Annotated in this window: 13 protein-coding genes; 6 read left to right on the forward strand and 7 right to left on the reverse strand. The window is 70.1% G+C overall.

The genetic code is table 11. The features are described 5' to 3' along the window. Window position 1 precedes the first annotated feature (1 nt). The 5 genes from C2865_RS00135 to C2865_RS00155 are packed head-to-tail and all read right to left on the reverse strand — an operon-like array spanning window position 2 to window position 4,705. Window positions 2–1,276 carry an ABC transporter substrate-binding protein gene (locus C2865_RS00135; protein ID WP_106396228.1) on the reverse strand — a complete coding sequence of 425 codons (1,275 nt, stop codon included), beginning with the start codon at window positions 1,274–1,276 and terminating at the stop codon, window positions 2–4. After that, window positions 1,273–2,313 (reverse strand): branched-chain amino acid ABC transporter permease, encoded by a 1,041-nt coding sequence (locus C2865_RS00140; RefSeq protein WP_106396229.1) that lies wholly within the window; start codon window positions 2,311–2,313, stop codon window positions 1,273–1,275. Before C2865_RS00140 ends, C2865_RS00135 begins: the two co-directional genes overlap by 4 nt. Then, window positions 2,310–3,206 carry a branched-chain amino acid ABC transporter permease gene (locus C2865_RS00145; protein ID WP_106396230.1) on the reverse strand — a complete coding sequence of 299 codons (897 nt, stop codon included), beginning with the start codon at window positions 3,204–3,206 and terminating at the stop codon, window positions 2,310–2,312. The genes C2865_RS00140 and C2865_RS00145 overlap by 4 nt, the downstream gene beginning before the upstream one ends. 9 nt (window positions 3,207–3,215) lie before the next feature. Next, complete coding sequence (locus tag C2865_RS00150) at window positions 3,216–3,926, reverse strand: ABC transporter ATP-binding protein (protein ID WP_106396231.1); 711 nt, start codon at window positions 3,924–3,926, stop codon at window positions 3,216–3,218. Further along, window positions 3,923–4,705, reverse strand: a complete 783-nt coding sequence (locus C2865_RS00155) for an ABC transporter ATP-binding protein (protein ID WP_106396232.1) — start codon at window positions 4,703–4,705, stop codon at window positions 3,923–3,925. The genes C2865_RS00150 and C2865_RS00155 overlap by 4 nt, the downstream gene beginning before the upstream one ends. Before the next feature lie 164 nt (window positions 4,706–4,869). Here C2865_RS00155 and C2865_RS00160 point away from each other — a divergent pair, with 164 nt between their 5' ends. The 6 genes from C2865_RS00160 (at window position 4,870) to C2865_RS00185 (ending at window position 10,726) form a co-directional block, all read left to right on the forward strand. Continuing rightward, window positions 4,870–5,418: a nuclear transport factor 2 family protein gene (locus C2865_RS00160; protein ID WP_106396233.1), complete on the forward strand. Its 549-nt coding sequence runs from the start codon at window positions 4,870–4,872 to the stop codon at window positions 5,416–5,418. Then, window positions 5,415–6,161: an SDR family oxidoreductase gene (locus C2865_RS00165; protein ID WP_106396234.1), complete on the forward strand. Its 747-nt coding sequence runs from the start codon at window positions 5,415–5,417 to the stop codon at window positions 6,159–6,161. Before C2865_RS00160 ends, C2865_RS00165 begins: the two co-directional genes overlap by 4 nt. Then, a complete protein-coding gene (locus tag C2865_RS00170) occupies window positions 6,158–6,850 on the forward strand; it encodes a VOC family protein (RefSeq protein ID WP_106396235.1) in 693 nt (230 codons plus the stop codon). Before C2865_RS00165 ends, C2865_RS00170 begins: the two co-directional genes overlap by 4 nt. After that, on the forward strand, window positions 6,847–7,899 hold the full coding sequence (locus C2865_RS00175; protein WP_106396236.1) for an NAD(P)H-dependent amine dehydrogenase family protein: 1,053 nt from the start codon (window positions 6,847–6,849) through the stop codon (window positions 7,897–7,899). Before C2865_RS00170 ends, C2865_RS00175 begins: the two co-directional genes overlap by 4 nt. Beyond that, complete coding sequence (locus tag C2865_RS00180; RefSeq protein ID WP_106396237.1) at window positions 7,896–9,494, forward strand: long-chain-fatty-acid--CoA ligase; 1,599 nt, start codon at window positions 7,896–7,898, stop codon at window positions 9,492–9,494. Before C2865_RS00175 ends, C2865_RS00180 begins: the two co-directional genes overlap by 4 nt. An 86-nt stretch (window positions 9,495–9,580) precedes the next feature. Next, on the forward strand, window positions 9,581–10,726 hold the full coding sequence (locus C2865_RS00185; protein ID WP_106396238.1) for a phospholipase D-like domain-containing protein: 1,146 nt from the start codon (window positions 9,581–9,583) through the stop codon (window positions 10,724–10,726). A gap of 62 nt (window positions 10,727–10,788) precedes the next feature. Here the strand turns inward: C2865_RS00185 and C2865_RS00190 are convergent, their stop codons facing one another. Beyond that, entirely contained in the window at window positions 10,789–12,312 is a 1,524-nt protein-coding gene (locus C2865_RS00190; RefSeq protein WP_106396239.1) for an AMP-binding protein, read from the reverse strand. 45 nt (window positions 12,313–12,357) lie between these two features. Continuing rightward, window positions 12,358–13,344, reverse strand: a complete 987-nt coding sequence (locus C2865_RS00195) for a winged helix-turn-helix transcriptional regulator (protein ID WP_232835260.1) — start codon at window positions 13,342–13,344, stop codon at window positions 12,358–12,360. Window positions 13,345–13,349 lie beyond the last annotated feature (5 nt).

Genomic DNA, 13,349 nt, shown 5'->3' on the forward strand with positions numbered 1-13,349 from the left:
GTCAGCTTCCGGAGATGTCGATGACGTCACCGGCCTCTTCGAAGATCCTCTTCTCAGCGGACCAGGCAAAGGGCTTGAATCCTGAAATACCGAGAGAATTCTCAACAGTCATCGTCCACCTGACACCGTCGATGAACATGGACGGCTCGTGGGACTGCGTGCGGGCGGCCTTGGCGATCCCGATCCGGCTCAGCCCGTCCGTGGACGCAGCGGCCTCGGTGAAGGCGTCCACCATGAGGTCGCCGATCGCCCACCCGTTGACGGTGTAGTTGTTCAGCGGGGCCTTCACGCCGTGCTTCTCGGTGGCGGCGAGGTACTCCCGGACGACCGGGTCCTCCTTGTAGAGCGGGTTGCCCGGGTCCTTCAGCCACACCATGACCTGCTGCCCGTCCGCGGCGTCCCCGGCGGGCGCGTACAGGGTGGCACCGTCCACGCAGTTGGCGGGCTGGACGAACGTCTCGGGCTTCCAGCCGGACCGCCCGACGGCCTGGGTGAGCGCGAGGCAGTCGGTCGTGACGCCCGCGTCCACCAGCACCTTCGCGCCGCTCTCCTTGAGCGTGGTGGCCGCCGCGTTCGGGTCGGTGAGCGGCGCCTCCTTCACGATGGTGATGGAGGTGCCCTTGATCGCCTCCTTGAAGCCCTCGGCGTAGCTCTGCCCGGACTCGGTCTGGTTGGCGGCGAGCGCGACCTCCACCCCGTCCGGGTACTTCTTCTTGAGCTGCTCGACGACGGCCTTCATCTCGACGCCGCCCTCGGGCAGGTACTCGGTCGTCCAGGGGAAGTTCTCCGCGTCCTTGTACTCCGGCAGCGAGGCCTGGGCGAACAGCAGCGGCACGCACGCCTCGTTCTGGTCGTCGGCCATCGCGTTGAGCTGGCCGGACCCGAAGGTCTCCAGCACGTGGACCTTGTCCTTCTGGATGAGCTCCAGCCCGTTGGCCTTGGCCTTCTCGGGGTTGAAGGCGTCGTCCTTGGCGACGATCTCGATCTTCACCCCGTCGACGCCGCCCGCCTCGTTGGCGACCGCGAACCGGGCGTTCATGCCGTCGATGACCGCGCCGACGGCGGCGGCGAGCGGCCCGGACAGCGGCGCGCTCCAGCCCACCTTGAGCGTGCCGGTGATCTTCTCGGCCGCGGCCTCGGGATCGGCGCAGTCGGCGGCGGAGATGATCTCACCGGGGGCGCCGGTGGCCTCCTCCTCGGCGGAGCCGCCGGTGCCGCAGGCCGAGAGCAGCAGTACCGCCGAGACGCCGAGGGCGGTCAGGTGGGTCGTTCTCATCGCGTTTTCCTCTTCTTCTGTGCGGGGGAGGTGGGGGTGACACGCACGAAGCGGCGCATGACGCGGTTCAGGACCCCGACGACTCCCTCGGGCATGAGGAAGACGATCAGGATCAGGACGGCGCCGAAGATGATCCCGGACAGGTGTCCGGAGGCCAGGTCCGAGCTGTAGTAGGGGATGAAGACGACGGCGAGCGCGCCCGCGACCGGCCCGTACAGGGTGGCCGCGCCGCCGACGAACAGCCCGGTGATGAGCTCGATGGACTTCAGGAGGGTGAAGGACCCGTCGGGTGACAGCGCCCCCACGTACATCGCGAACAGCCCGCCGGCCAGGCCGGTGATGGCCCCGGACAGCCCGAACACGATGGTCTTGACGGACGCGATGTGCACGCCCGACGAAGCCGCGGCCGCCTCGTTGTCGCGGGTGGCGATCATCGCCATGCCCGTCCGGCTGCGGGTGAGGTTGCGCACCAGCAGCAGGACGGCGATCAGGGTGACGGCGCTGACCCAGTACAGCCAGACGCCGCGCTGCCCGAGGGACAGGCCCGTCCACTCCGGAGGGGCGAGCTGCTTGGAGCGGATGACCATGCCGGCCGCGCCGCCGGTGAGGTCGGTGAAGCGGCGGACGAGTTCGGGGAAGGCGACGCCGACCGCGAGGGTGACCAGTGCCAGGTACAGGCCGCGGATGCGCAGGGCGGGCAGCCCGACGAGGAAGCCGAGGACGAAGCACAGGACGGTCGCGACGGGCAGCGTCAGCATCGGCTCGACGTCGTAGGTGACGACGAGGACGCCGGTGGTGTACGCGCCGAGCCCGAAGAACGCCGAGTGCCCGATGGACAGCAGCCCGGTGTAGCCGGTGGCGAGGTTGAGCCCGCTGATCGCGATCGCGAAGATCAGCACGCTGGTGAGCTGGCCGACCCGGAAGGGCTCCTGGGCCGCGCCCCACAGCAGCACCAGCGCGACCAGTGCGAGCCCGCCGAGCTGCAGCGCGCGGTGCCGCGCCGAGCCCTGGGCGACAGCGAGACGTGGAGAGTTCACAACCGCTCCATCTGCCGGGTGCCGAACAGGCCCGTGGGCTTGAACAGCAGGATGAACACGATGATCACCAGTGCCGCGGTCTGCGGCAGGGTGCCGCCGACGAAGCCGACGTAACCGGTGATCATGGCCTCGAGGAGGCCGATGGCCAGGCCGCCGACGACCGCGCCGACCGGGCTGTCGAGCCCGCCGAACAGGGCCGCGGCCGAGGCGTAGATGAGGATCGGGAACATGGTCGTCAGCCCGAGCTGGTGGGCCGACAGGGGCGCGATGAGCACGCCGGCGAAGGAGCCGATGATCCCGGCCAGGCCCCAGCCGAGCATGAGGATCCGGCCCGTCGGCACCCCGGCGAGCGCGGCCGACTCGGGGTTGTCGGCCACGGCCCGCATGTTCAGGCCGAGCCGGGTGCGGTTGAACAGGAAGAACACCGCGCCGATCAGGACGATCACCACGAGCCAGACGCCGAGCGCGTCGAAGTACAGGCGGGCTCCGCCGACCGTCGTGAAGTCGTCCTGCCCCGCGGGGAACAGGCTCGGCATGTTCTTGGACTCGGAGTTCCAGATCAGCCCGGCGAGCGCGTTGAACCCGGTGAACAGGCCGAGCGCGACGATGAGCGAGGCCATGTCGTTGCGTTTGCGGATGGGCCGGATCAGGGTGCGCTCCGTGACCGCGCCCAGCACGAACCCGACGGCCGCCGCGACGAGCGCCGCGATCCAGACGGGCTGCCCCTGGACCGTCAGCCACCAGGCGACGTAGGTGGTGAACAGCGCCATCTCGCCCTGGGCGAAGTTGATCGTGCCGGTGCCGCGGAAGACCACGACCAGGGCCATCGCCATGATCGCGTAGACGGCTCCGTTGGTGACGCCGTCGAAGAGGCGCTCGAGGAAGATGTCCATCGGTGTCCCTCACAACCCCAGGTAGGCGCGGCGGATGGACTCGTCCTCGCGGAACCGCGCGGCCTCCCCCTCGGCCACGACCCGGCCGACCTCCAGGAGGTAGACGCGGGACGCGAGGTCGAGGGCGAGGTCGGCGTTCTGCTCGACGAGCAGCAGGGCGGTGCCCTCGGCGCGGTTGACGTCGGCCAGGGTCGCGAACAGCTCCGAGACGATCCGGGGCGCCAGGCCCAGGCTCGGCTCGTCGCACAGCAGCAGCCGCGGCCGGGACATCAGGGCCCGCGCGACGGCGAGCATCTGCTGCTCGCCCCCGGAGAGCGTCCCCGCCTCCTGGCCGCCGCGTTCGGCGAGGACCGGGAAGACCGAGCACCAGCGGTCTACGTCCTCCCGGATCCCCGCCTTGTCGCGGCGCAGCGCCGCGCCGACGCGCAGGTTGTCGAGCACGGTGAGGTGGGAGAACGTCCCGCGCCCTTGCGGGACCAGGCTCACTCCGCGCCCGACGACCGCGTCGGGGCCCAGCCCGTCCAGGGACCGCCCGTCGAAGACGACGGTCCCGGTGTGGGGGATGAGGCCGCTGAGCGCCCGCATCGTGGTGGTCTTTCCGGCCCCGTTGGCGCCGAGCACCACGACGACCTCGCCCTCCTCGACCCTCAGGTCGAGCCCGTGCAGGACCCGGGCGGGCCCGTAGCCGGCGGTCAGGCCGGTCACCTCGAGCAGGCTCATGACGCACGCCCCAGGTAGGCCGCGATGACCCGCTCCTCGGACCGCACTTCCTCGGGCGTCCCGTCGGCGATGTCGCGGCCCGACTCCATGGCCACGACGTGGTCGCAGATGCCCATGACGAGGCCCATGTGGTGTTCGACGAGCAGGGCTCCGAGGCCGCGTTCGCGGCGGAGCCTCATGATCAGCTCGCCGAGCTCGTCGACCTCGGCGTGGGTGAGGCCGCCGGCGGGCTCGTCGAGCAGCAGCAGCCCGGGTTCCGCGGCCAGCGCGCGGGCCAGTTCGACCCGTTTGAGCGTGCCGAACGGCAGCCCGTGGGCGGGCAGGTCGGCGACCTCGGACAGCGCCAGGTCGGCGAGGATCTCACGGGCCTCGGCCTCCAGCCTGCGCTGGGTGCGCCGGGTGGCGGGCCTGCCCAGGGCGGCCGCGGCGAAGCCCGCCGGGCTGCGGGAGTGCGCGCCCACGAGGGTGTTCTCCAGGACGGTCAGGGAGGGGAAGAGCGCGAGGTTCTGGAACGTCCGGGCGACGCCGAGGCGGATGATCCGGTCGGCACGGGTGCGCAGAAGGTCGGCGCCGCCGAAGGTGATCGAGCCGGAGTCCGGCCGGTAGATGCGGGTGACGCAGTTGAACAGGGTGGTCTTGCCGGCTCCGTTGGGACCGATGAGCCCGCAGATCTCGCCGGGAGCGACGGTGAGCGACACCCCGTCCAGGGCGGTGACGCCGCCGAAACGCAGGGTCACGTCCGAGATCTTCAGTTCGGGGGGTGGGGTGACGGTGGGCATCCGGCTGGCTCCTTACGGGGGTGACACTTCAATTAGCAGTGTGCTGCCGGTCACATCATTTGCTACAACAAAAAGAGTGACCACGTCAACGGGTGGTCATCTCACTCTCTTAGTTGTAGCGTGACCGAGACCGGGATCACCCCCGACTCGACGAGGAGGCCGAGATGAGCGAAGCCGCGGTACGCGCCCTGCTGGACAAACAGGAGATCTACGAAGTACTCGCCCGCTACCTGCGCGCCGTCGACCGCGGAGACGTCGGCGGCGTGCGCGCCTGCTACCTGCCCGGTGCCACCGAGGACCACGGAGGCGTCTTCACCGGCACCGCCGACGACTACGTGGCCAGCGTCGGCGCGGTCCTCACCCACCCGCGCTCCCGGACCATGCACTGCATGACGAACGTGCTGGTCGAGCTCTCGCCCGACGACCCCGACACCGCGCAGGCGGAGTCGTACGTGACCACGTTCGGTTACGTCCGCACCCCGGACGGGCCCGGCCACTCCTTCGTCGGAGCGCGCATCGTCGACCGGATGGAGCGGCGCGGGGGCCGGTGGGGGATCGCGCACCGCGCGCTCGTCTGGGACTGGAGCCACGACGCCCCGGCCAGCGAGACCTGGCTCTTCGGGATGCTCATCGGCGATCCGGCCGGCCTCACGCGGAGCGGCAAGTACCCGAACGATCCCGTCTACACGAACCTGAACGGAGCGGGCGCATGATCCGGATCGAGGGCGTCACCGCGCTGGTGACCGGAGGCAACCGCGGCATCGGACGGGCCTTCGTCGAGGAGCTGCTCGCGCAGGGCGCCGCCCGCGTGTACGCCGCCGCGCGCAACCCCGGCGACATCGCCCCGGGGCCGGGCGTGGTGCCCGTCAGGCTGGACGTGACCGATCCCGCGCAGGTGCGCGAGGCGGCCGCGGCCTGCCCGGACGTCTCGCTACTGATCAACAACGCGGGGCTGTTCGCCGGGGAGCGGCTGGTCAAGGCCGAGGACCCGGACGCGGCGCGGGCCGAGATGGAGGTCAACTACTTCGGGGTCCTCGCCATGACCAGGGAGTTCGCCCCGGTACTGGCCGCCAACAAAGGCGGCGCCATCGCGAACGTGCTGTCGGTCGCGGGCATGGTGCCCGCGCCGTTCATGGGCGGCTACTCCCCCTCCAAGGCGGCGGCGCTGTGGCTGAGCACGATCACGCGGGCCGAGCTGGAGCCGCAGGGCACCGCGGTGACCGCGCTGATCGTCGGATCGGTCGACACCCGCATGGCCTCGCACGTGGACGGCGAGAAGGAGGACCCCCGGGACGTCGCCCGCGCCGGGTTGAAGGCCGTCGCACGCGGGGAGCACGTCGCCGACACCGACTGGATGGCGGTCGACGCGCGGGCCCGGATGTCCCGCGACCCCGCCGCGTACGAAAGGCAGCTGGCCAAGCTGCTGCACGTCTCGAACCTGCGGACCGGCCGGTGAACGGGCTCGAACTCGTCCAGGCGTCGGCCGCCGGGCATGAGCTCTCCACCCGTCCGCGCGAGGTGCTGGGGCTGCCGCCCGGCTTCCCCGACCCGGAGCTGGCGAGCTGGGGGATGGTCAACGAGGTCCTCAACCTGGGGCGGACGTACCTGGAGTTCCTCGCCCCTTCCGCCCCTTCCTCTCCGCTGCATCGGTTCCTGGCGCGCGGGGCGGGCGGGTACGTCGTCGCCGTCCGGGTGCCGGACACGGACGCGCTGGTCGAACGGGCTTCACGGCGCGGAGTGCGGGTGGTGCACCGGCAGGAGTTCCACGGGGCGGAGATCGTCCAGCTCCACCCCGCGGATCTGGGCGTGATGCTCGAAGCGGACCTTCTCCCGGACGGACGGCACTGGCACTACGACACCTGGGACGTTCCGGAACGGCCTTCGGACGCTCCGGGCGGGGATCTCGTGGCGGTGGACATCGCGGTGGACTCGCCCGAGGAGACGGCTTCGTTGTGGGCCCACCTGCTGGACGCCCCTCCGGCCTCCGCCACTTCCGTACAGGTGGGATCCGGTCTGGTGCGATTCGTGCCCTCAGCCGGGCGTACCGGACTCATCGCCGTCGACCTGCGTTCCGCGCAGGCGGCCGAACACGTGCTCTCCGGGCTCGTCGTTCGCCTCGTTCCCGTCTCCGAGGAGGGTGCGTGAGCGTCCGAGTCATCCAGTGGGCCACCGGCGCGATCGGGAAGACGACCTTGCGCGCCGTCCTCGACTCCCCCGAACTCGAACTGGCCGGCCTGTTCGTCTACGGCGACCGCAAGGCCGGACGTGACGCCGGGGACATCGCGCGGCGTCCGGCGACCGGCATCATCGCCACCCGAGACCGTGCGGAGATCCTCGCCACGGACGCGGATCTCGTCATCCACACGCCGCGCCTCCAAGTCCCGTACGAGACGCACGACGCCGACCTGTGCGCGCTGCTCCGCTCCGGCAAGAACGTCATCACGACGGCAGGACACCACTTTCCCCGCGCGCACGGCGGCGAGCGGGAGCAGATGTTCCTGGATGCATGCCGTACGGGCGGTACGACGCTCTACGGCGTCGGCATCAGCCCCGGAGTGATCGGGGAGCGCATCGTCCTGGCGCTCACCGGGGTGTGCCTGGAACTCGAGCACGTGGGTATCGACGAGGTCCTGGACGCCAGCAGGGTGCCGGACCCGAACTTCGTGTTCGACGTCATGGGCATGGGTTCGGACCCCGGGCGGATCGATCTGACCGCCGGTGAACTGCCCGCGCTCTACCAGAAGCTCTACTCCGAGACCCTCCTGTTCATGGCCGAACGGATGGGGTTGCCCGTGGACGGGCTGGAGCCCGACCACCACATCGAGCTCGCCACCCGCGACCTTCACGTGCCCGCAGGCCTCATCAAGGAGGGCACGGTCGCCGCCACGGAGTGGCGCTGGCATCTGGTCAGCCGCGGAAGGCGGACCCTCAGCCTCTCCATCGTGTGGACGATGGACCCGGAACTGCCCCGCTACGCCGGACGCGACCACTGGACGGTCACCGTCAAGGGCAGGCCCGGGATGACCATGACGCTGAACCTCATCGAACCGAACGAGCCCGGAAGCCGCACCACCGCCGGCCAGTACGTCACCTCGGGTCCCGTCATCCGCGCGATCCCCGAGGTACTCGCCGCTCCTCCCGGCATCTTCGAGCCGCCCGTCTTCGCGCCCTTCCCCTTCGGAGGAACCCGATGACCACCCGTCTCGACGCCCACTACGCCCTGCATGCCGACGGCACGCGCGTAGAACGCCTCGCCGACATCCTCCGCCGCCGCGCCGCGGCCACCCCCGCCCTCCCCGCCGTCATCGAAACCGGCCGTACGACGACGTACGGCGAACTCGACGCCCGCGCATCACAGGTCGCCCAAGCCCTGTTGGCGGACGGCGTGAAGCCCGGAGACCGTGTCGCCTACATCGGCGCGAACGCCCCGTCGTTCCTGGAAGTCCTCTACGGCACCGCGAAAACCGGTGCCATAGCGACGGCCGTCAACAACCGCCTCCACCCTGATGAACTGGTTCGGGTCCTCAACGACGCCGAGCCCTCCGTACTGGTGCTCGGGGCGGGCGACGCGCGGCTCGCGCCCGCCCCGGGCGCCGTCCCGTCCCTCACCCGCGTCGTCACCCTCGACGGGGCTCCCGGCACGACGCCTTACGCGTCCTGGCTGTCCGCCCGTCCCGCCGAGGACCCCGGAGTGCTCCCCGACCCGGAGGACACCGCGCTCATCTTCTACACCTCCGGCACGACGGGCCTCCCGAAGGGCATCATGCTCAGCGGCCGCAACCTCGGCCAGGCGCTGGCGACGATGCACTACGACATCGACCTCGACGAGACGTCGGTCGCCATGGCCCCCATCCCCTACTTCCACATCTCGGGCTTCGGCCTGGCGATGGTCGCCGCCGTCAACGGCAGCGCCCTCCTTCTGGAGCTGGCCACCGCCCCGGAGGAGCTCCGCGATCTCCTCATCCGCCGCCGCGTCTCCCACGCGGCACTCGTCCCGACCCTGATCCAGCGGCTGGTGGCCCTTCCCGACGTCACAAAGGCCGACTGGAGTGCGCTGAAGTACATCGTCTACGGCTCCTCCCCCATCCCCCTGCCGGTCATCCACGCCGCGTCCCGGGCCATCGGCTGCAAGTTCCTGCAGAGCTACGGCCTGACCGAATCCACCGGCGGCGTCACCGTACTGACCCCCGAAGACCACTTTCCCGAGCCGGGTGAAGAACACCGCCTCACCTCGGTGGGCAGACCCATGCTCGGCGTGGAGGTGAAGGTCGTCCATCCCGAGACCCTCGCCGAGCTCCCGCCAGGCGAACGCGGCGAGGTCCTCATCGGCGGCGGCCACGTCATGCGCGGTTACTGGCGCAACCCGAAGGCCACCGGGGAAGTCCTCCTTCCCGACGGCCGGCTCCGCACCGGCGACGGCGGCTCCTTCGACGCGCACGGCTACCTCTACCTGCACGACCGTCTGAAGGACATGATCGTCAGCGGCGGCGAGAACGTCTACCCCGCCGAGGTCGAGAGCGTCCTGACGGCCCACCCCGCCATAGCCGAGGTCGCCGTCATCGGCGTCCCGTCGGACCGCTGGGGCGAGGTCCCCCACGCCGTGGCCGTCCTGAAGCCCGGTGCCTCCGTCACTCCCGCCGAGCTCGTGGCCTGGTCCAGGCAACGCCTGGCCCACTTCAAATGCCCTTCGGGCGTCACCTTCGCCGACGCCCTCCCCCGCAACGCCTCCGGCAAACTCCTGAAGAACCGCCTCCGCGCCGATCACGTCTCACCGGGTTCTCAAACCTGATCCGGCTGGCCGAAAGACGCCACGCACGGTCGAACGATCTTGTTCTACCGTAGCGGCGGCTATTTCGGACAGTCGAAGGAAATCGCATGAGATCTGGGTTGAGGTACCTCGCTGCGCTCCTCCCCCTTGCTTTTCTCCTGGTCAGTGCGCCTGCTCGGGCGGCCTACACGCCGCCTGAGGGAGCCATCTTCAACCGGCCGACGGCAGCCGGGGCGGGTGCGGAGAACGTCATCCAGAACCACCTGCTCAACCTGATCAACAATGCCGCCAGCGGGTCGGAGATCCGGGTGGTGATGTACACCTGGCGGGAGACGGCGATCCGGGACGCCCTGATCTCGGCGCACGCCAACCGGAACGTCAAGGTCAAAGTCCTGATGAACAACTCGGTGGACGGCGACTCCGTGGATGCCTACAACGCGCTGCGCGCCGGGCTCGGCGCCTACAGCGCGACCGGAGACTCCTGGGCGGCCCAGTGCAAGCAGGGCTGGGGATGCCTCGGCACGGGCATCAACCACAACAAGTTCTTCATGTTCTCGCAGGTCGGAACGGCGCAGAACGTCGTCGTCCAGACCTCGGCCAACATGACGTCCGGTAACCGGACCAATTACTGGAACAACGCCTACACCGTGGCCGACGCGGGCGTGTACGGCCTCTACAACGGCTACTTCAACCGCTTGAAGGCCGGCATCAACCGCACGACCACCCCGGACAACGACGAGTACTGGACGGGCGGGAGCGGCAGCCACAAGCTCTACACCTACCCGTACGCCCAGTCCGACACCATCGTGAACGTCCTCGACAACGTCGTGTGCGGCACGGACGCCAACGCCCTCACCCGCATCCGCGTCGGCGTCCTCAAGTTCGGCCGCACCGCCATCGCCAACAAGCTGGTGGCCCTGAAGAACCAGGGCTGCCGCGTCTACGTCGTCTTCGAGGACTTCGACGGCTCCAGCGTCGGCAGCATCATCAGCGGCAAGCTCAACGGCATCAAGCGCTGCGCGGCCACCGACAACACCGTGCATTCCAAGTACATGACCATCGAGTCCGGCTCCGGCAGCTACGCCGGAACGACCGGCCTGAAGCTGGTCTTCACGGGCAGCCACAACTACCACAACAACTCGTTGCGCTACAACGACGAGACCCTGCTGCGCATCACCGGCGCGACCACCTACCAGCAGTACGAGAACAACTTCGACGAGGGCCTCTACGCCCACTGCCCCGCCTGGGGCTGACGACTCGCCGGAGGGGCCGGGGGCCGCGCGGTGTCCCCGGCCCCTCCGGTGTCCGTACGGTGTCAGCCGACCCGGCGGTCTGAGCCCTCCCACCAGGGGCGGCGGAGCTCGCGCTTGAGGATCTTGCCCGAGGCGTTGCGGGGCAGGGCGTCGGTGAAGGTGACCGCCGCGGGGCACTTGAAGTGGGCGATACGGTCGCGGAGCCAGGAGATGAGCTCCCCCTCCGTGGCCTCGGGGGCGCCGGGGCGGCGGACCACGACGGCGTGCGGGGTCTCGCCCCACCTGTCGGAGGGGACGCCGATGACCGCGGACTCCAGGACGGAGGGGTGTGCTGCCAGGACGCTCTCGACCTCGGCCGGGTAGACGTTCTCACCTCCGGTGACGATCATGTCCTTGATGCGGTCCTGGAGGTAGAGGTAGCCGTCGGCGTCCAGGTACCCGGCGTCACCGGTGCGCAGCCAGCCGCTCGGAAGGAAGGCGTCCTCGGTGGCCTTCGGGTCGCGCCAGTAGCCGGTGGTGACGCACGGGCCGCGGACGACGACCTCGCCCACGACGTCGGGGGCGGCCGGCTCTCCCGTCACGAGGTCGACCACGCCGACCTCCATGCCGGGGACGGCGTTCCCGGCTGAGCGGAGGCGGCCCTTCACCGGGTTGTCGAGGCGGTGCTGGTCGGGCATGAGCATCGTCGTCACGCCGATCGTCTCGGTCAGGCCGTACGACTGGAAGAAGTCGGCCTTGAACAGCTCCACGGCACGTGCCAGCAGCGATTCAGAGATCGGGGAGGCGCCGTAGACGATCTGGCGGAGTGCGGAGAAGTCCGCCTCCTTCGCCGCGGGGAGCTCGCAGAGGATCTGGATGACGGCCGGGACCATCGCGGTGTGCGTCGCCTTGTGGCGGACGAGCTGGTCGAGCATCGAGAAGGGGGTCGGCTCGGCCGTCTGCACGAGCGTGCCGCCGTTGGCCATCGTCACCAGGCACCATCCGGCGCCCGCGATGTGGAAGTACGGGATCGGGACGAGGCTGACGGGGTGCCCGCTCATGTCGAAGCAGGCGCCGAACAGCTCGACTCCGGCGGCCAGCCCCGCGGCGGTGATCTGCACGCCCTTGGGGCGCCCGGTCGTCCCTGAGGAGTACATGAGCACCAGGAGGCCGTCTCCGGAGACCTCGCGGCGCGGGTCGGCGGGCTTCCCGCCGGAGAGCCACTCCTCGTACGGCCCGCCGGTAATGATCAGCGGAACGTCAAGGCCGGCGAGCGCCGCGGCGTGCTCTGGCCCGGCGACGACCAGGGAGACGTCGGCGTCGTCCAGAATCCAGCGCATCTCGTCGCCGCTGAGCCGGAAGTTCAGCGGCACCAGCGCCGCCCCGGCCTTCGCCGCGCCGAACAGCAGCTCGAAGTACTCGGTGGCGTTGCGGTTGACGTAGCCGACGCGCGCGCCGACCGGGAGGGCGGACAGCAGGTCCGCCACCCGGTCGGAGCGCTCGGCCAGCAGCCCGTAGGTGATCTCGCGGCCGTCGCCGGTGACGGCCAGGGCGTCGGGGGCCTTGGAGGCCGTGTTGCGCAGGAGGTCAGGGATGGAAGACGGCATCGTCGGGGGTGCTCCTCTCCCCGCCTGGGCGGCGGGCCTACCTGATCAGGTGCTGTTCTCGACCAGCACCTCGGTGCCGCGCAGGAGGCCGGCACAGTGGTCGCAGGTCAGTTGGGTCTGCAGGTCCTGGCCGCAACTGCGGTGGGTGTAGACCAGAGCCGGGCCCTCGGCAGCCCGGAACCAGCGCTGCCCCCAGTCGATCGCGGTCATGACCACCGGGTAGAAGGCCCGGCCCTTGTCGGTGAAGTGGTAGCTCTGCCAGTCGGCCCGCTCGCTTCCCGGCGTCTGGGTGAAGACGCCCAGCTCGCAGAAGACCCGGAGCCGGTCGGAGATGATCGTCGGCGGGGCGCCGAGCCGCTGCTCGAAGTCGCGGAACCGGTGCGCCCCCTGGAAGGCGGCGCCCAGCAGGGCCGCCGACCAGCGGTTGCCGATCAGGGCCATCGTCTCGGGGAACATCCCCGCGCCCTCGGCGGACGCCGAGCGGCGGCGGGTCGTGGCGGCCGGGACCGAACGGCTCCAGGTGCCGCTCGGACCGAAGCCGCCGCTGACGTCGGCGGCCCGGGCGGGCTGCCCGCACGCGGTGCACGTGAGCACCGGGAGGAACTCCTGCCCGCACGTGCGGTGCACCATCCGGGGCAGGCGCTCGGGATGCACCGGCACCCAGTTCGCCTCCCAGGCCCAGATCGTCAGCAGCACCGGCCACAGCTCGCGTCCGCGCCGGGTGAGGACGTACTCGAACCGCTTGGCCTTCTTCTGGTACTCGACCCTCTCGAATATCCCCATTTCAGTGAGAACGTTAAGTCTTCGGGTGAGCACGGCGTGTGAGATCGGGAGTTCCTGCCTCCAAGTCCCGTATCGCCGGACTCCCAGCATCGCGTAGCGCAGGATCAGGAGGTTCCACTCGTCCCCGATGAGGCCGAGGGTCCATCCGACCGCGTTGGTGCCGTCCGCCGGCAGCCGGGTGGGCCGGTCCGGCGGGTGGACGAGCTGCTGGGGCGTCTCGGTCGGCAGGGTCGTCGGAGGTCTGGTCAAAGGTC

The organism is Actinocorallia populi (assembly GCF_002995495.1).
GTDB lineage: Bacteria > Actinomycetota > Actinomycetes > Streptosporangiales > Streptosporangiaceae > Actinocorallia > Actinocorallia populi.

What these genes read in the sequence shown, in the direction of transcription:
- C2865_RS00165 (WP_106396234.1), top strand. Translation starts at nt 5,415, where the DNA reads ATGATCCGGATCGAGGGCGTCACCGCGCTGGTGACCGGAGGCAACCGC.
- C2865_RS00180 (WP_106396237.1), top strand. Translation starts at nt 7,896, where the DNA reads ATGACCACCCGTCTCGACGCCCACTACGCCCTGCATGCCGACGGCACG.
- C2865_RS00160 (WP_106396233.1), top strand. Translation starts at nt 4,870, where the DNA reads ATGAGCGAAGCCGCGGTACGCGCCCTGCTGGACAAACAGGAGATCTAC.
- C2865_RS00155 (WP_106396232.1), bottom strand. Translation starts at nt 4,705, where the DNA reads ATGCCCACCGTCACCCCACCCCCCGAACTGAAGATCTCGGACGTGACC.
- C2865_RS00145 (WP_106396230.1), bottom strand. Translation starts at nt 3,206, where the DNA reads ATGGACATCTTCCTCGAGCGCCTCTTCGACGGCGTCACCAACGGAGCC.
- C2865_RS00190 (WP_106396239.1), bottom strand. Translation starts at nt 12,312, where the DNA reads ATGCCGTCTTCCATCCCTGACCTCCTGCGCAACACGGCCTCCAAGGCC.
- C2865_RS00185 (WP_106396238.1), top strand. Translation starts at nt 9,581, where the DNA reads ATGAGATCTGGGTTGAGGTACCTCGCTGCGCTCCTCCCCCTTGCTTTT.
- C2865_RS00135 (WP_106396228.1), bottom strand. Translation starts at nt 1,276, where the DNA reads ATGAGAACGACCCACCTGACCGCCCTCGGCGTCTCGGCGGTACTGCTG.
- C2865_RS00150 (WP_106396231.1), bottom strand. Translation starts at nt 3,926, where the DNA reads ATGAGCCTGCTCGAGGTGACCGGCCTGACCGCCGGCTACGGGCCCGCC.